The 16,907-nt window shown below is 66.9% G+C and carries 18 protein-coding genes; 4 read left to right on the top strand and 14 right to left on the bottom strand.

The window, feature by feature from the left end:
- Nucleotides 1-46: 46 nt before the first annotated feature.
- Entirely contained in the window at nt 47-583 is a 537-nt protein-coding gene (locus tag LC092_RS16365; protein WP_224808298.1) for an isopentenyl-diphosphate Delta-isomerase, read from the top strand.
- Nucleotides 584-606: 23 nt separating this feature from the next.
- Here LC092_RS16365 and LC092_RS16360 read toward each other — a convergent pair whose 3' ends face one another.
- Nucleotides 607-2,004, bottom strand: coding sequence for a PLP-dependent aminotransferase family protein (locus tag LC092_RS16360; RefSeq protein ID WP_224808297.1), 1,398 nt, complete (start codon nt 2,002-2,004; stop codon nt 607-609).
- A 75-nt stretch (nt 2,005-2,079) separates the two neighbouring features.
- On the opposite strand from LC092_RS16360, the gene LC092_RS16355 reads away from it, so the two are divergent.
- On the top strand, nt 2,080-3,018 hold the full coding sequence (locus LC092_RS16355; RefSeq protein ID WP_224808296.1) for a DMT family transporter: 939 nt from the start codon (nt 2,080-2,082) through the stop codon (nt 3,016-3,018).
- 86 nt (nt 3,019-3,104) lie between these two features.
- On the opposite strand, the gene pufC is transcribed toward LC092_RS16355, so the two are convergent.
- The 12 genes from pufC to LC092_RS16295 all read right to left on the bottom strand — a co-directional run bounded on the left by pufC (nt 3,105) and on the right by LC092_RS16295 (nt 14,189).
- On the bottom strand, nt 3,105-4,280 hold the full coding sequence (pufC, locus tag LC092_RS16350; RefSeq protein ID WP_224808295.1) for a photosynthetic reaction center cytochrome PufC: 1,176 nt from the start codon (nt 4,278-4,280) through the stop codon (nt 3,105-3,107).
- The gene (gene pufM, locus LC092_RS16345) at nt 4,277-5,254 is read right to left on the bottom strand and encodes a photosynthetic reaction center subunit M (RefSeq protein ID WP_224808294.1); all 978 of its coding nucleotides are present in this window, start codon (nt 5,252-5,254) and stop codon (nt 4,277-4,279) included. Before pufM ends, pufC begins: the two co-directional genes overlap by 4 nt.
- Nucleotides 5,255-5,264: 10 nt before the next feature.
- A complete protein-coding gene (pufL, locus tag LC092_RS16340; protein WP_224808293.1) occupies nt 5,265-6,110 on the bottom strand; it encodes a photosynthetic reaction center subunit L in 846 nt (281 codons plus the stop codon).
- 120 nt (nt 6,111-6,230) lie between these two features.
- A complete protein-coding gene (gene pufA, locus LC092_RS16335) occupies nt 6,231-6,431 on the bottom strand; it encodes a light-harvesting antenna LH1, alpha subunit (RefSeq protein ID WP_224808292.1) in 201 nt (66 codons plus the stop codon).
- A gap of 10 nt (nt 6,432-6,441) precedes the next feature.
- Entirely contained in the window at nt 6,442-6,663 is a 222-nt protein-coding gene (gene pufB, locus LC092_RS16330; RefSeq protein ID WP_224808290.1) for a light-harvesting antenna LH1, beta subunit, read from the bottom strand.
- 111 nt (nt 6,664-6,774) lie between these two features.
- Nucleotides 6,775-7,014: a hypothetical protein gene (locus tag LC092_RS16325; RefSeq protein WP_224808288.1), complete on the bottom strand. Its 240-nt coding sequence runs from the start codon at nt 7,012-7,014 to the stop codon at nt 6,775-6,777.
- 56 nt (nt 7,015-7,070) lie between these two features.
- Nucleotides 7,071-8,528 (bottom strand): chlorophyllide a reductase subunit Z, encoded by a 1,458-nt coding sequence (gene bchZ / locus LC092_RS16320; RefSeq protein WP_224808287.1) that lies wholly within the window; start codon nt 8,526-8,528, stop codon nt 7,071-7,073.
- On the bottom strand, nt 8,522-10,054 hold the full coding sequence (gene bchY, locus LC092_RS16315; protein ID WP_224808286.1) for a chlorophyllide a reductase subunit Y: 1,533 nt from the start codon (nt 10,052-10,054) through the stop codon (nt 8,522-8,524). Before bchY ends, bchZ begins: the two co-directional genes overlap by 7 nt.
- 7 nt (nt 10,055-10,061) lie before the next feature.
- On the bottom strand, nt 10,062-11,075 hold the full coding sequence (locus tag LC092_RS16310) for a chlorophyllide a reductase iron protein subunit X (RefSeq protein ID WP_224808339.1): 1,014 nt from the start codon (nt 11,073-11,075) through the stop codon (nt 10,062-10,064).
- An 8-nt stretch (nt 11,076-11,083) separates the two neighbouring features.
- On the bottom strand, nt 11,084-12,025 hold the full coding sequence (bchC, locus tag LC092_RS16305) for a chlorophyll synthesis pathway protein BchC (protein WP_224808337.1): 942 nt from the start codon (nt 12,023-12,025) through the stop codon (nt 11,084-11,086).
- A 119-nt stretch (nt 12,026-12,144) separates the two neighbouring features.
- Nucleotides 12,145-13,299 carry an acetylserotonin O-methyltransferase gene (locus LC092_RS16300; protein ID WP_224808285.1) on the bottom strand — a complete coding sequence of 385 codons (1,155 nt, stop codon included), beginning with the start codon at nt 13,297-13,299 and terminating at the stop codon, nt 12,145-12,147.
- Between the two features lie 17 nt (nt 13,300-13,316).
- On the bottom strand, nt 13,317-14,189 hold the full coding sequence (locus LC092_RS16295) for a polyprenyl synthetase family protein (protein WP_224808284.1): 873 nt from the start codon (nt 14,187-14,189) through the stop codon (nt 13,317-13,319).
- A 95-nt stretch (nt 14,190-14,284) separates the two neighbouring features.
- Between LC092_RS16295 and crtD the strand changes: the two genes are divergently transcribed.
- Both crtD and LC092_RS16285 read left to right on the top strand, forming a co-directional pair.
- The gene (gene crtD, locus LC092_RS16290; RefSeq protein WP_224808283.1) at nt 14,285-15,847 is read left to right on the top strand and encodes a 1-hydroxycarotenoid 3,4-desaturase CrtD; all 1,563 of its coding nucleotides are present in this window, start codon (nt 14,285-14,287) and stop codon (nt 15,845-15,847) included.
- Nucleotides 15,844-16,734 (top strand): carotenoid 1,2-hydratase, encoded by an 891-nt coding sequence (locus tag LC092_RS16285; RefSeq protein WP_224808282.1) that lies wholly within the window; start codon nt 15,844-15,846, stop codon nt 16,732-16,734. The genes crtD and LC092_RS16285 overlap by 4 nt, the downstream gene beginning before the upstream one ends.
- Before the next feature lie 16 nt (nt 16,735-16,750).
- Here LC092_RS16285 and LC092_RS16280 read toward each other — a convergent pair whose 3' ends face one another.
- A complete protein-coding gene (locus tag LC092_RS16280) occupies nt 16,751-16,906 on the bottom strand; it encodes a hypothetical protein (RefSeq protein WP_224808281.1) in 156 nt (51 codons plus the stop codon).
- Nucleotide 16,907: the final 1 nt, after the last annotated feature.

Below are 16,907 nucleotides of genomic sequence, written 5' to 3'. Positions count from 1 at the left end.
AACACGACCGGGTCGCTCCGCGCGACCCGCCGCCCTGGAGAGCGCGATGACCGCTTCGACCGACATCCTCATTCCCGGCATCGCCGGCGATGGATCGCTGTTTCCGATCGAGAAGCTGCAGGCGCACCGCGAGGCGGTGTTTCACCTGGCGATCTCGGTCTTCGTCTTCGACGGTCCCCACCTGCTGATCCAGCAGCGGGCCCTGTCGAAATACCACTGCGGCGGACTGTGGGCGAACACCTGCTGCTCCCATCCGAACTGGAACGAGACGGTCGAGGCCTGCGCCCGGCGCCGGCTCGACGAGGAGCTCGGGATTTCGGTTCCCCTGGAACGGCGGCGGACCGTGGAATATTCCGCCGATGTCGGCGGCGGGCTGCACGAACACGAGCGGGTGAGCATGTTCGTCGCCAGCGTCGATCGCGCGACGCTTGCGCTCCACGCCAATCCGGATGAGGTGATGGCCACCCGCTGGACAATGCCGGCGGACCTGCGCAGCGAAATGCGCAGTCATCCCGAGCGCTTCACCCCCTGGTTCAAGCTCTATCTCCACCGCTATCCGGACCTGTCCTTTTCCTGCCTATAGGCCTATCGCTGCCCTGTGCGTTGTCACAAGAACAGGGCGTCGGAGCGGGGCGGCTGCGACAGCAGGTCGGCGAGGCGGGTGAGGCCGGTTTCGAGCCGGGCATCGCTTGCCTCGTGCCCGAGGCTGAGGCGCGCGGCCACCGGTGCAACGACGCCGGGGGCAGCGAAATCGCGCGCGTCCGACACCAATACGCCGCGTGCCTCGGCGGCGGCTCGAAAGCTGCCCGCATTCCATCCCTCGGGCAGGCGCAGCCAGGCATGCAGACCTTGCGGATCCGCGTTGAGGTCGAAGCGCCCAAGGATTTGGCGCGCAAGGGTTTGCCGGCGCTGCGCCGTTGCCCGCTGGTCCAGGAGGAGGCGAAGGGCCATGCCGCTCTCGATCAGGCGCGCGGCGATCTCGCTCATCAGCGGGGGCGTCATCCACACGCTGAGCACGACGGCCCGGCGCACCGCGTCCGCAAGCGCATCCGGCGCGTGGAGGAAGCCGATCCGCAGGCCCGGCGCTACGCTTTTCGACAGGCTGGTGACATAGATCGTCCGTTCCGGCGCGAAACAGGCAATCGGCGGCGGCCGGTCGTCCTTCAGCGGACCGAAGACGTCGTCTTCCAGGATCAGCATGTCATGGCGCCGGGCGATCTCGGCGATGCGTCGCCGCCGCTCGTCCGACATCGTCGACGTCGTCGGCGACTGCAGCGTCGCCGTCAGATAGAGCAGGCGGACCGGGCGGTCCCGGCACAGCCGCTCGAGGCTGTCCGGGCAGACCCCTTCCGCGTCGATCTCGACGGGGAGGGCGCGCAGCGCCAGGCGCTTGGCAATGACGCGCACCGGGGCATAGCCGAGCGCCTCGGTCAGCATGAGGTCGCCGGGCGACAGCAGTCCAGTCAAGGCGCAGAACAGCCCGTGCTGGGCACCGCAGGTGCCGATGACCTCGCCGATGCCGGCGTCGAGACCGCACTCTTGCAGCCATCTGCGGGCCGCCGCCGCGTGGGTTGGGCCTTCTCCGTCCCCGCTTTGGTAGTCGAGGAACATGCGCAGATCCGCGGTGGCGCCGATCTCGCGCAGGATGTCGCGCAAGGGGCCGTCCGCCCGGCTTGGCGAGGGCAGGTTGCGCGACAGGTCGATCGGTCCCGACGTCTCGCGCGCCAGACTTGCCGGCGCCACGCTTGCCGCCTGCCTGGACGGGTCGATGACGAATGTGCCGCGGCCGGTCTCGCCGCGCAGGAGCCCCCGCCGGGTCGCCTGCGCATAGGCGCGGCTGACGGTCTGTGCCGACATGCCCAGCCGATAGGCGAGCTCGCGATAGGGCGGAAGGCGCGCGCCCGGTGGCAGGCGCCCCAAGGCAATATCCTCGGAAAGCGCCTCGACGAGCTGCTGGTATTTCGCGCCGCGTCGGCCGTCGAGCTTGGGCATCCAGATTGACATGAGATCAATATAGTCCTTGAAGCATATCAATAACAGCGTCAGTTTCCGGATCAATCATATCAAATTGAGGTGATCATGAGGCGTCCTGATACGAAAACCGGAATCCTGCTGGCGCTGGTCTGTCTGGCATTGCTTGGCGTCATGCCGGTGCTGTCGAACGCGCGCGACCTGCGCGTGGACGCGCTTGTCTTCGCCTTTGCGCTGTCGGCGTGGCAAGTCGTTTTCGCCGTACCGCTGTTTGCCGGCGAGATGGTCGGCGCCCGCCGCAAGGGGGTGTTTGCCGCGACCTGGGGGCCCGGCCGCAAGCGCCGGGCGCTTGTTATCGCGCTTGCCACCGGCGCGATGTTCGGCCTGTCGACCTATCTCTATGTGCTCGGGGCCGAAAAGGCGGGGAGCGTGAACCTTGCAATCGCCATCCAGGCCTATCCGCTCTTTGCGATCGCATGGGAAACCATCTTTCTCGGTCGGCGCAAGACGCCGCTGGAACTGCTGATCACCGCGGTGCTTCTCGCGACACTGGTCTTCCTCGCCACCGGGGGGACCCTGCGCCCCTCCGGCCTGTCGCTCTGGTTTCTCGTCGCCCTCGGCGTGCCGTTCCTGTGGAGCGTGGCCCATGTGATCATTCGCGAGGAACTGATGCACACGCCGGTGACGCCAGCCCAGGTGACGTTCTTCCGGGTTGCGATCTCGACGGTTTTTCTCGGGCTGATGCTCGTTGCCGGCGGCGCCTTCGATACCGGGGTCGTCCGCGCCATTTTCGTGCCGCATGCCATCGCGCTCGGGCTGGTCTATTATCTGGAGCTCATCGTCTGGTTCCACGCCGTCCGTCACATCGACGTGTCCCTCGCCAGTTCGATCACCGCGCCCTGGCCGGCACTGACGATGGTGCTCGCTGCCGTCGTCCTCGGCGAGGCGGTCGCGCCCTACCAGATCGTCTCCTTCGCGATCATCGTGGCCTGTATCTACGGGCTGACGCTTGCAAGCCTCAGGCGGGGGCCGCAATCGGCCGGGTGACGCTGCTTGGCGGCAGAGAAACGGAAACCGCCGGGCCCTGCGGGGCCCGGCGGTTTCTTGTGCGCGGTGCAAAGGCGGATGCCCGGCTACTGCCCGACCACCGCCGCCACGTTCCGCTCGCCGGTTGCGCTGGCCGGCGCAAGCGCCGGCGCGAGGCTCGATGTCGTGCCGGGTTCCGGGGCCGGTTCCAGTTTCAGCGTTTCGCCCGGGACATAGGTGCCGTAGTCGGGCACGCCGGTCTGCGTCTTCTTCGACAGCGCGTCGACATAGTCCTCGATCATCGAGACGCCGTAGAGCGGCTTCTGCACACCGTTGTGGCAGGTGGCGCAGCTGACCTTGTAGACGTCGCCGGCGGGTCCTTTGCGGCTGTCCGGGAACACGGGCGTCAGGCCGACGATATAGTCGTTGTTGATCGCCCGCGACATGCGGATGCCGTGCCAGGCGGTCACGCGTTGCGGCGGGCTCTGGTCCCAGTCGTTGAAGGCGCGCGAGTTGTGGCACGTCGTGCAGTTTGCGCCGAGGCTTTCCGACATGTGCATCATCAGCGACCAGGTGTTCTCCGTTTCCTTGGTGCCATTGGGGTTGGTCCCCGTCGGCAAGGCGGTGGTGGAGTGGACGCGGATGTTCGTGTCGTTCAGCAGATAGTCCTCGAGCGCGTTTTGCGGCAGCGAGGAATTGCCGCCGAATTTCGCCACAACGTTCTGCCCGGCGCGGTAGCCGGCCATGCCGGGCTGCGGCTCGGGCAAGGTGTCGCGCGACCAGACGTTGGCCGGGATCGCCTGTCCGCGGTGGCAGGTGTAGCAGGTCACGCCGACCTGCTGCACATGCGGCGTCCAGTCCTCGTTGATCGCCTGCGTCATCTGGATCATCCGCCTGGAAACGACCTTCTGATAGACGTCGTCCGTGGCGAAATTCTCCGCATTGTGACAGTAGGTGCAGCCTTCTTCAGGGGCGATCCACTCGGTGATCGCCGCCATGAACTGGTTGAACTGGTCGTCGGACAGGTGACCGAGAACCTGGACGTTCTCGTAGATGTCACCGGCCCGGTCGCCTTCGGGATCGGCCTCCCAGGGGGCGGGCGGCACGACATTCGCCGCCTGAAGCGCCGCCTCGGTTTCACGGTCCCGGGAATTGTACATCCCGGTTCCGCGATAGCCGATCTGCTCGGTGTCGACAGGGGGGAGATCCCAGTCCGTGCCGACGAAGCTCGCCACGGCAAGCAAGGCGCCTGCCCCAGCGGCCATAGGTAGCCAGAGGTTCATTGTCCGCCTCCTGTCATTGCCGGGTCGACAACGCCCGGATAGATGTCGGGGAGCGGCGCGACGATGCCGTGCTTGATGCCCCAAAGGTACCAATTGTCGACGACCGTGCCGGTCAGCAGGATGCCGATTCCTCCGGTCAGCGGGGTCAGGACCGCGAACCACCAGGCCCAGCGGTGAACGGATTCCATCGTGGCGTTGAAGCCCATGGTCCAGCGCCAGAAGAGGGCGGCGCGTTCCGAGGCCGTTCCGCGGTCGCTGATCTGCTCCAGCTCGCGCTCGCCGCCGTAGCGGGTGACCGCCAGGATCGTCGCGCCATGCATGGCAAACAGCAGGACCGAGCCATAGAGGAAGACGATCGAAAGCGCGTGGAACGGATTGTAGTAGAGGTTTCCGTAGCGGATCGAGAAGGACGCGGTCCAGTCGAGGTGCGGGAAGATGCCGAAGGGGACGGCTTCCGCCCAGCTGCCCATCAGCACGGGCCGGATGAAACCGAGCACCAGGAACAGCCAGATCGCGGCTGCGAAGGCCCAGCACACGTGGGTGCCCATTTCAAGCTGGCGCGCCCGTCTGTACATGCGCACCCACCACAAGAGCACAGACGTCGTCAGGAAGAAGCCGGCGATGATCCACCAGCCGCCCTCGCTGAGCGGCGGAATGATCTTGAGGCCGTATTTTGCCGGCGGCGGCTCGAGCGCCAGCCAGAACAGCTGGCGGACGAATTGCACCGGATCCCAGCCCACCGACGCCCACATGTTGAGGCCGATGATCAGGAAGGCGATCGCGCCGCAGGCGATAGAGACGGAGCCGAGAAAGCCCAGGTAGATCGGACCGATCTGCGCGTTGCCGAACAGGCCGGCAATCCAGAGGTGAAACGGCTTGCCGCTGCGCGGGCTGTCCCCGGCGGGCAGCGGGATCCCCTCCTCGAAGGGACCGCGCACCTGCGTCAGCGTGAAGATGTTTTGATACTGAGACATGGCGTGCTCCTCAGCTCCAGAAGGGAAGGTTGAGCCACCAGCTCCACCACTGCGGCCAGCCCTGGTTCCAGAACGGTCCGCTGATGACGATGCACACGGCGCTCCAGAAGCCGGCGTTCAGCGCAAGCACCAGGCCGAGCCGGTGAATGCCGAGCGTGCCGATCGAATAGCCGATGGTGTCGCGGAAGAAGGTGTCCTCGTATTCCGGCGTCTTCATCTCGGCTTGCTTGGACGGATCGGTCCGGTCGCGGCCGGGATTGGCCGCCGAAAGGATCAGGCCGCCATGCAGAGACAGGGCAAGTGTCGTGGTGAAGAAGAATGTCACCGCGATCATATGCGCCGGATTGTAGTGGAAGTGCAGATACTGGTAGCCGACGTTCGACACCCAGTCGAGGTGGGAGAAGATCCCGTAGGGAAAGCCATGTCCCCAGGCGCCAAGCAGCAAGGGACGGATCACCACCAGCGTCACATAGGCGAAGATGGCGACGGAGAAGGCGAAGGGCACATGGTAGCCCATGCCGAGCTTGCGGCAGATCTCGACCTCGCGCAGGGCCCAGGACACGAAGGACCCGATGGCGCAGACCGTGATGATCTGCCAGAGGCCGCCTTCCTTGAGCGGCGCCAGCGCCAGACCGTAGCTGAGGTCCGGGGGCGCGATCGAGATGCGCCAGATGTTCCAGGTCGGGCCGATCGCGGCGCCGTAGACGACGAGCGCGGTGCCCGTGATGATGAAGAAAAGCCCCAGAACTCCGAAGAATCCGACGTAGAACGGTCCGACCCAAAAGTCGAACAGATCGCCGCCGATGAGGGTGCCGCCGCGCACGCGGTATTTTCGTTCGAAACTGAGCAACGCCATCGTCGTTCCTCCTGCTTGGTTTGATCCGTGCCAGCGGATAGCCCAGTGGATGTCAGGGAGTTTCGGCGGCGGGCAGCCCGGGTGTCGCCGGTGTCGCCCGCCACCTTGTCGCAAGCGCCGTTATCCGAGCATTCGCACCGGCTCCACGCCATCCGTGACGGATTGTTCAATCGAGCTGGTCGTCGTGGACGAGCCTTCCAGCCAGTTGAAGCGATCCGTGCTGAGCAGGATGAAGTGGATGAGAATGGCCAGCGAGAACAGGAAGACGGCCAGTCCGACCATCACGCGGCGAGGGTCGAACAGATACCAGATTCTCCACATAGCTTTTCTCCTATGCGAGGACGGGAAGGAGCGCGGTGACGGTTTCTGTCACGCCGTCAAGCGCGGCATAGCCGTCGGGTCCGGGGATCCAAGGGCGCCAAAGCCAGACCAAGAGATGCGCGACGATCGCAACCGCCGTGAATCCCAAGAAGCCTTGGATAAAGTACTTGTGGATCTCCTGAGCTTCGCTCTCGGTAAGACCCGAAAGTGAGACGTTGTCAGGGCTAGCCATGAACGTCACCTCCTAGTCATGTAAGCCACGAATCCCCCGCGGCTGGGGTGCCCGGGCGGGCGCAGACCCGCGTCAGGCGATTGCCGGTTTTGGACGCCGGCAGGTGAGTGCTTACGCGATGAACGCGTAGCCAACCGCGGCATGCGCTGCGGATTTCGCCTCTGCGAAAATGCTTTCGCGGAGGTAAGGGGGCTTGGCCGGACGCGGTGCCGCCAGGCGGAGGATCCGCTTGGCGAGGCCCGCGCCGAGGCACAGAACGAAAGCGAGGGCGACGAGTGCCTTGTATTCGAGGCGGTCCCAGGGGTCGGTCAGGCCCGAGCCGTCGCAGCGGCGCTGCTTTCTGGTGATCATGCTCTTGCTCCTCCACTGGCGCGCCGGGCACATGCCGACGCGCGACGGGTTTCCGGCTAGACCGCCGGTTCGACTTCGCGCGGCACTCTGGCGCCGGGCAGATGGGTTGTTTCGACAGTCTCGGCACCGGCCTTGCGCGCGGTCGCCTCGGCGGTGTCGCGCAGCCGCTTGGCCGCCGAAATCCGGATGAGAACGGGTTCGGCGTCCACCAGCTGGTCGAGGGCGGCACGCGCCGCGTCGCTCCAGGCCAGTTCGCCCGGCCGGCGGACCGGCGTCGCGTCGACGGCGTCGAGCTCGGTCGACAGGGGCAGGATGTTGAACAGCGCATCGAACAGCGCGTTGCACACTTCCTGGATGATCCAGCTTGCGCCCGAAAAGCCCATCACCGGCGTTCCGGTATGACGGCGGATGATCGCCCCGGGGAAGGAGACCGGAATGTAGATCGCCTTCGCTCCGGCCTCGGCCAGATACATGCGCTCGTTGTAGGAGCCGAACATGATCAGGGGCGGCGAGGCGTGGATCTTCTCGCGGATGGCGGCATTGTCCGTCTTGGCGCCGGCGCGCCGCTGCACGGAGAAGACGCAGGGCAGGCCCATCTCGTCTTCCAGGAAATTGCGGATGCCGCGCTCGTAGGTCTCGCCGGCGACGACCGCGAAGCTGGCGGTGCCGAAGAAATCCTGGGTGACCGAGCGCCACAGGTCCCACATCGGCTTCAATGTCGTGTGCTTTTCGCGCGCGATGAAGGGCTGTGGGTCGAGCCCGAGCATCTCGCCGAGCGTTTCCAGGAAGGCGGTGGTCGAGTGAATGCCGATCGGTGCCTGCAGGTAGGGGCGATCCAGCGCCTCGCACAAGAGACGCCCGAACTCGCGGTACATGCAGATGTTGACCTCCGCCTCGGCCAGCCGGCTGACGTCCGCCAGATGGCTGCCCAGCGGGAAGGTCATGTTGACCTCGGCGCCGATGCCCTCGACCAGGCGGACGATCTCCGCGAGATCCGACGGCAGGTTGAAGGTGCCGTAGATCGGCCCGATGATGTTGACCTTGGGGCGCTCGCCCTCCTTGCGCGCCTTGGGCGGGCGCACGCGGCCCTTTTTCGGGCCGTATTCGGTCCACAGCCACTTCAGGGCACGGTCCGCGCTTTGCCACTGGTCCTCGTCGATGGTGCGCGGCAGGAAGCGTTGGATGTTGCTGCCCTCAGGCGTCACCCCGCCGCCGATCATCTCGGCGATCGAGCCGGTGACAACGACCGCCGGAAGGTCGGGGTCGAGCACGGCGCGCGCCCGTTTCATCGCGCCTTCCGTGCCGTGCTGGCCAAGCTCGTCCTCGCCCAGCCCCGTGACGACAATGGGCAGTTCATGCGGCGGCAGGGCATCGGTGTAATGCAGCACCGAGGTCACCGGCAGGTTCTCGCAGCCGACGGGCCCGTCGATGATCACCTGCAGGCCCTTGATCGCCGTGAAGGCATAGACCGACCCCCAGTAGCCGCCGGCCCTGTCGTGATCGAGGATCAGCATCCCACCGCCTCCCCGGCGTCGACGGCATTCTTGGAGATGCGCGTCTTGGCCGCGTATTTCTTGCGAAAGGCCGGGCGCTCGACCGGCGTGTCGCGCCATACGCCTGCGGTATCGCCGGTGCCGACGCCCTCGAAGAAGGCGGACATCCGGTCGAAGCGCGGCTTGTTGGCAATCGCCGCATTGATCACCTGCGCGAGCGAGCCCGCGCCGGCCGGTCCCATCAGCGGACGCGCCGAGATCAGGTTGGTGAAATAGAGGGCGGGGATCGAGGCTTCCTTGGCCGCCTGCACCACCGGCGTCGTTCCGATGACAAGGTCCGGCTGAAACTCGTGGAACGCGGCCAGATCCTGTTCCAGCGAGGCGCGGAACTGCACGTGGACGCCCTTGTCGGCGAGCCATTGCGCATCCGCCGCCGACCAGGGCGTCTTGGGGCAGGCGGTGCCGACGTAACGCAGGTCGGCGCCGGATTCGATCAGCAGGCGGGCGACGATCAGCTCCGAGCCTTCATAGCCCGACAGCGTGATGCGTCCTTTGATGCGGTTTTCTGAAAGCGCGCCGGCAATGGCGCCGCGCATGGCGTTGCGCACGCCGTCGCGCGCCTCCGGCGCGACATTGAGCGTGTCGGCGATGGCCGACAGCCAGGCGTCCGTGCCGTCCAGTCCGACCGGGGCGGAGCCGACGATCGGCCGGCCGGCTTCCTGGAACTCGCGGATCGAGGCGGTGTAGAACGGATGGATCGCGGCGACGACATCGCCGTCGAGCGCTGCATAGAGCTCGCGCCATTCGCGCACTGGAACGACCGGGCCGGCGGCAAGCCCCATCGGCGCGAGCATGCGGCCGATGATCACCGGATCGGCAGGGAAGACCTCGCCGAGCAGCGTGACCGTCGGGCGATCCTCCACGCCGGCGCGCGGCGCCTGGACGGGGCCGGACAGGACTTCCTGGCGGGCGTATTTCAGCATGGCGCCGGAGAGCACGTCCTTGGCTTCCGCATGGGTCGGAATGCCGAAGCCGGGCACGTCGATGCCGACGATGCGCACGCCGTCGATTTCCTTCGGCAGCATCTGCAAGGGAACGCCGGAGGCGGTGGGAACGCACAGGCTGGTGACGATGACGGCGTCATAGTCTTCCGGCTTTGCGACCTCGCGCACCGCGTCGCGGATATCCTCGTAGAGCTTGCCCGTCACCAGCGTTTCCGAAGAGAAGGGCACATAGCCGACAGAGCGCTTGGCGCCGTAGAAATGCGAGGTGAAGGTCAGGCCGTAGACGCAGCAGGCGGACCCCGAAAGAAGCGTCGCCACGCGGCGCATCCGCAGGCCGACGCGCAGGGAGCCGAAGGCCGGGCACATCGATTGCGGCTGGTCGTGCGGCCCCTTGGGATAGTCCCTGGCGTATTGGTCAAGCGTTTCCGACTTTCCAGCCGCGCGCGCGGCGGCCTCGAGGGTCTCCGCGCCCGCGTGACATCCAAGACCGGATGTATCGGCGGCGGGTCCGGGAGGCTCGGCGGTGTGAATGTCGTCGCTCATCTTGGCCTCACACCTTGTCGTAGATGACTTCGAGGGACCGCTTGTCGAGCGTCGCGGCAGCGCACATGTCTTCCACCGTCGCCGGGATCAGCGTGAAGTCGCCGCCGGTCTGTTCCGTGTCGAAGAGTGCGATCAGGTCGTCCTGCGACAGGGGCGCCGGCTGGACCGGCGGCGCGTCGCGCAGGTTGTCGGCAAGCTCCTGGAAGAGCGGTCCCCATTCGCCGTCGGGGTGGCCGATGATCTGGTAATTGGCGCTCTTGCGGCGGATGTCCTCGTGCTGGGGAACGGAGGCGAGAACCGGAATGCCGACGGCTTTCGCGAAGGCAAGCGCCTCGCCGGTGCCGTCGTCCTTGTTCACCACCATGCCGGCCAGGCCGACGTTGCCGCCGAGCTTGCGGAAATACTCCACCGCCGAGCAGACGTTGTTGGCGACATAGAGCGACTGGAGATCGTTGGAGCCGACGACCACGACCTTCTGGCACATGTCGCGGGCAATCGGCAGGCCGAAGCCGCCGCAGACCACATCGCCCAGGAAGTCGAGCAGGACATAGTCGAAGTCCCACTCGTGGAAGCCGAGTTTCTCCAGCGTCTCGAAGCCGTGGATAATGCCGCGTCCGCCGCAGCCGCGCCCGACTTCCGGTCCGCCGAGCTCCATCGCGAAGACGCCGTCGCGCTTGAAGCAGACGTCGCCGATGGAGACTTCCTCGCCGGCTTCCTTCTTCTGCGAGGCCGTGGCGATGATCGTCGGGCAGGCGCGACCGCCGAACAGCAGCGATGTCGTGTCGCTCTTCGGGTCGCAGCCGATCAGCAGCACCTTCTTGCCGAGCTGCGCCAGCATGTAGGAGAGGTTGGCGAGCGTGAAGCTCTTGCCGATCCCGCCCTTGCCGTAGATCGCGATGATCTGGGTGTCCTTGGTCGCCTCGCTGACCGGCAGGGGCAACGGGTCCTGCGCGGCTTCCGCGCGAAGACGGGCGTCGTAGCTTTCGTTGCTCTGCGGATCGGCGTCGATCCTCGGCTCCATGCCTTCGGTCATCCGTTCCTCCTCCAGTCCAGGATCATTTTCGTGCAGTGCGGGTCGCCGAAGGCCGTTGCATAGGCGTTCGGTGCATCGCCTGCGTCGGCGCGGTGGCTGATCAGCCCGCCAAGCGACAGCCGTCCACTGTCGACAAGGCCCGTCACGGCCGTCAGGTCCACCGGGGTGAATTCCGCGGCGATGAGAAGCCGGGCCTCGCGCATGAAGGCCGGCGGAAACGAGAAGCTGAGCGGCGCGGCGTAGAAGCCGGCGAGCGTGATCGTGCCGCCCCTGGAAAGGCGCGCCACAAGCGTGTCGAGGATCGTCGCGTCGCCGCTCACGTCCACGATGGCGCCGTAGTCCTTGCGCGCGTCGTCCGCGCCGTCGACCACCTCGACGGCCTCCGCCGTGTCGCGGCGGGCGGGATTGCGCTCCCACACCCGCGGTGCGGGATGGCCAAGGGCAATGGCGATGCGGGCGATGAGCCTGCCGAGCACGCCAAAGCCGACGATCAGCTCCGGCGGTGTGGCGTCGCGAAGGGTGAGGGCGTGATAGGCGGTCGCCGCAAGCGACAGGAGCACCGCATCCTGGCCGAGCGCATCGGCAACGCGAATGGCGCGGGCTCCGGGAAGCACCACCCGGGCCGCCGTCGCGCCGAACAGGCCGCGTGCGCCCTGGTAGCAATTGGCCCCCGGGACGAAGACCGTCTCGCCGGCGGAAAACCCGCTGTCGGGGCCGGCCTCGACCACCTGGCCCACCGATTCATAGCCGGGAACCAGGGGATATCCCATGCCGGGGAAGGGAGGCATCGTGCCGTCGAAGAACAGCTTCTCGGTGCCGGTGCTGATGCCGCTCCAGGCGACGTCGACCGTCACGTCGGCGGGTCCGGCTGGCGTCAGTTCGACGTCCCGAAGGCCGATGTCGTGCGGTTGGTCGAGCACAATTGCCGAGGTGAACATCTGTCGCATTGGCCTGATCGAAATTGGGTCGTCAGGCTCTGCCTCCCTGAGTGTCATCTTAAAACTACAAATAAGAGTGTCAATTAGTTTTTACACACACGAAGGCGCTGTCACGCCCGTTAGACACGCGCGACCAGCAGGCCTGCGAACAGCGGCATGCCGGTGCGTCGTTCTGAGATCCGGGAAAAGCCGGCCTGTTTCAGCAGGTCGCGCAAATGGGCGGGCGTCCTGCAGTGGCCGGAGCGCATCGCGAGAAAGTAAAATTCGAAATAGGCGGCCGCGAATCGCCGGTCGTCGTCGGTTCCGGCCATGGGTTCGGCGATCAGCAATGTGTCCTGCGGCCCCATCGCGGCGCGAACGGCGCGCAGAAGGGCAAGCACGGCGGCATCCTCATGGTCGCAGAGCACCCGCACGAGGCTCAGGCAATCGGCGCCGATGGGGATCGGATCGTCGAAGAAGCTGCCGCCAAAGCAGCGGGTGCGGGCCCCGAGGCCGCGCTTGTCCATCGCCTTTTCAGCCCGCTCGGCGACCGCGGGCAGGTCGAACAGCAGGAGGTCGAGCGTCGGGTGGCGCGCCGCGACCGCGCTGAGAAAGCTGCCGTCTCCCCCGCCGATGTCGAGCAGCCCGGCGTGGGGCGAAAAGTCATAGGCCCTCAGCACCTCGGTCGCGATCAGATCCTGGCTGAGGTGCATGAGATCGGAGTAGGCGCCCGCCGTCTTGGCGTCCATTCGGTCCGGATGTTCCGCTCCGGCATAGGCCCAGAACCGGGAGGTTTCGGTTTCCTTTGTTGAGGTTAGGAGCGCGAGCGGGTCGCTCATGTCGCGGTAGACCATCGCATGGTGCCGGATCATCGCCGAGATCCCGGGGTTCCCCGCGACCACCGCGCCAAGATCGTCCAGCCACCAGGTTCCGTCGCCGAGCCGGGTCACGAGCTTCAGGCCCTGCGCCGCGATCAGCAGGCGCTCCAGCGAGGCTTGCGGAAGTCCGCATGCGGCGGCGAGCGCGTCCGCGTTGCGGCCGCCATCTTTAAGCCGTGTCAGCAGTCCGCTTTCGACGGCTGCAAAGAGCACCTGGGAATAGAGAAAACCGGCGTTGATGCGAAACAGGTCGCGGGCATTGCGCCTTGCGATCCGGCGCAGGCCGGGCAGGCTCGCCACCCGGTTCTGGAAGCTGGCGCTGGCGATCAGCCGGTTGCGCCAATGACGAAGCCGCGCGACCAGCGATTGGCGCGCGGGTGGCGTCCGGGTTCGTGTCGCGGGAGCTGTCGCGTCCATTCGCTCATGCCGTTCGGTCAAGCGGCGACGACATGGGCGAGGTTCTTCGGCACCAGCCGCTTCGCCTCGCCGAGGATCAGTTTCTTGAGGCCATCGGACCCCGGGCAGTCGGGCACCGCGTCGACGGCGGACTGCACCAGATCCTGCAGCTTCATCACCGTGCCGGAGACACCGTCGGCAAGGGCTGCGTTCGGGCGCCCGTTGGCGATGTCCTGTCCGCAGGGCTTGCCGGTCTCGGCTTCCTCGGCCGCGATGTCGCGGAGGTCGTCGGCGGTCTGATAGGCGGCGCCAAGCGCTTCGCCCACCTGCATCCACGGCTGCGGGTCGGCATTGGCGGAAATGGCCCCGGCCGCCGTTGCCCCGGTAAAGAGCGCCGTCGTCTTGGCGCGGTGATAGTCGGCGAGCGGAATGTCGCCCTCGCTCTCCCAGGCCTGGCCGGCGACAATGCCGTGCGGCGACCCGACGGCCCGCGCGATCGTGGCTGTAAGCGGTGCCAGCAGCGACGGGTTGAGCGCGCATTCGCGCGCCAGCGTTTCGAACGCCAGCACGATCAGCGCGTCGCCGGTCAGCAGCGAGAGCGGTTCGCCATGAACGACATGGGTCGCCGGCTTGCCGCGCCTGAGCGCCGCATTGTCGAAACATGGCAGGTCGTCATGCACCAGCGAGGCGCAATGCAGCAGCTCGATCGCGGAGGCCGCCGCGTCGGTCGCAGCCGGGTTCGGATCGCCGCAGGCGCTCGCGACCGCCAGGCACAGGCGCGGGCGCACGCGTGCTCCGCCGGGAAACACGGAGTAGCGCAGCGCGGCCATCAGCTTCGGCGGCTGTCCGGTCGACGTGGCAAAGGCGATGGCCTGCTCCAGCCCGCGTTCGATGCGCTTGTGAATGTCCATCAACCTGCCTCCCGAAAGTCAATTTACAACGACAAACTTAAGTGTCAAATTAGATTGACACAAAATGAGGTGATGTCAATGCACGTGAGGGACCGATGACAGCCGGGGTCCGACGCGATCGTGTCATCGTCGTGGGGGCCGGCATCGCGGGTCTTTCCGCGGCCGTGTCGCTGGCTTGCGCCGGTCATGACGTCCATGTGGTGGAACGGGCCGAAAGCCCCGGCGGCAAGATGCGGCAGGTCGAGGTCGGCGGCACGCCGGTGGACGCCGGTCCGACCGTCTTCACGATGAAATGGGCCTTCGACCGCCTGCTGGCGCAAGCCGGCACGACGCTGGAGGCGGAGGTCGGCTTGACCCGCGCCGGCACGCTTGCCCGTCACGGGTGGGGCGATGGCAGCCGTCTGGACCTTTTTGCCAGTCCCGATGCGAGTGCCGCGGCGATCGAACATTTCGCCGGGGCGCAGGAGGCGGCGGGCTTCCGGAGGTTCTGCCGGGACAGCGCCGGCGTCTTCGCGACGTTGAAGGACACCTATATCGCCGCCGAACGTCCCGGCCCGGTCGATCTCGCCCGCCGCGTCGGCATGGGAAACCTGCAGCAGATGCTGGCGCTTCGACCGTTCTCCACGCTCTGGTCCGCGCTCGGGGGCTATTTCAAGGACCCGCGCCTGCGCCAGTTGTTCGGCCGCTATGCAACCTATTGCGGCTCATCGCCGTTCCAGGCGCCGGCCACCTTGATGCTGGTCGCCCATGTCGAACAGGACGGCGTCTGGCTGATCGACGGCGGCATGCATGCGCTTGCCCGCGCGCTCGCAACCGTTGCGCAGCGACACGGCGCGCGCATCGACTATGGCCGCTGCGTGACCCGCATTTCGACAGGGGCAGGCGGCGTCGATGCGGTCCATCTCGAGGACGGCGAGCGACTTGCGGCCGATGCGGTGATCTTCAATGGCGACTATTCCGCGCTCGCCTCCGGTCTGGTTGGCGGCGTGGAGCTGGGGCAGGCGCCGGTGAACCCGCCGGAGCGTTCGCTCTCCGCGATGACCTGGGCGGTGAAGGCAAAGGTGCGCGGCTTCCCGCTCGCCCGCCATACGGTGCTGTTTTCCGATGCCTACCAGCGGGAGTTCGACGAGATCTTCCGCAAGGGCCGGGTTCCGTCGGACCCCACCGTCTATCTCTGCGCACAGGGGCGCGACGACGCGGGCGCAAGGATCGCGGATGCGGACGCCGACCCGCGCGACGCCTTCCTGTGCCTGATCAATGCGCCGGCGCTTGGCGACCGGGCGCGCCACTCAAGCAGCGAGATTGCGACATGTCTGGACGCGGCACTGGGACGGATGGCGCGCTGCGGTCTCACCCTCGACAGCACGACGATGGAGAGCGTGGCGACGACTCCGGCGGATTTCGAGCAGATGTTTCCAGGAAGCGGGGGCGCGCTCTACGGGAGAGCGTCGCACGGCTGGATGGCGTCCTTCCGCCGTCCGGGGGCGCGCACGCGCCTGCCGGGGCTTTATCTGGCAGGCGGCAGCGTTCATCCGGGGCCGGGGGTGCCGATGGCATCGCTTTCCGGGCAACTGGCGGCGGCGAGCCTGGTCGCGGACCGCGGTTCGACGCGCCGCTTCCACCGGGTGGCTATCTCTGGTGGTACCTCGACGGCGTGAGCGACTGCGGCCGGCACGCGGTCACGGTCATCGCCTTCGTCGGCTCCGTGTTTTCGCCCTATTATGCCTGGTCGGGACGGCAGGACCCGGAAAACCACGTTGCCATCAATGTCGCGCTCTATTCCGCCGGTCGTCCGCGCTGGGCGATGACGGAGCGCGGGCGTGCCGCGCTCAACCGCTCCGGGGCCTCGTTCCGGGTCGGTCCAAGCAGCCTGCGCTGGGACGACGCCGGCGGGCTGACACTCGACTTCGACGAGATCGCCTTGCCCTTTCCGGGCGCCGGCTGGCTGCCGGGCCGCATCCGCGGCACGATCCGTCTCGTGCCACGGGGGGTGACGGGCACGGTCTTCGACATCGACGACCGGGGCGCGCATCGCTGGTGGCCGATCGCGCCGGCAGCCGGGATCGAGGTTGATCTGGCGCGGGGCGGCCCATCCTGGCGCGGCCACGGCTATCTCGACAGCAACTGGGGCGTCGAGCCGCTCGAAACCGGGTTCCGGCGCTGGGACTGGGCGCGCGGGCGCCTGGCCGACGGGCGCACCGCGATCCTCTATGACGCGTCCTGTCGCTCCGGTACGCGCCGCAAGCTGGCGCTGTGCATCGGCTCCGACGGTACGATAGAACAGCGCAGGTTGCCGAAGGCGTGGACGCTCGGGCGCGGAACATGGGGGGTGGAGCGCTTCATGCATGCCGACGCGCAAGGCGATGCCCGTGTGCTCCGCGCGCTGGAGGACGGTCCGTTCTACACCCGCGCCATCGTGGAGAGCCGGATCTGGGGCGAACCGGTGACCGCCATGCACGAGACCTTTTCCGGGGACCGGTTCGCCCGCCCGCTCGTCAAGGCGATGCTGCCGTTTCGCATGCCGCGCCGCAGCGGCCGGGTGTAGACACGCGTGTGCGGGATCAGGTGTCGCCGGGGTCCTGCTTGCGCGCTTCTTCGTCTTCGCGGACCTTGCGCGCCTTCATGTCGCGTTTCAGGCTGCGCAATTGCCAGATGCCGAAGGCGCCAACCGCAAGCGCGGTGAGCACGAGCTCGATGAGGCCGAGGTAGCTTCCCATC

The organism is Stappia stellulata (assembly GCF_020176715.1).
Taxonomy (GTDB): Bacteria; Pseudomonadota; Alphaproteobacteria; order Rhizobiales; family Stappiaceae; genus Stappia.
This window is presented reverse-complemented; position numbering and strand designations above follow the sequence as displayed.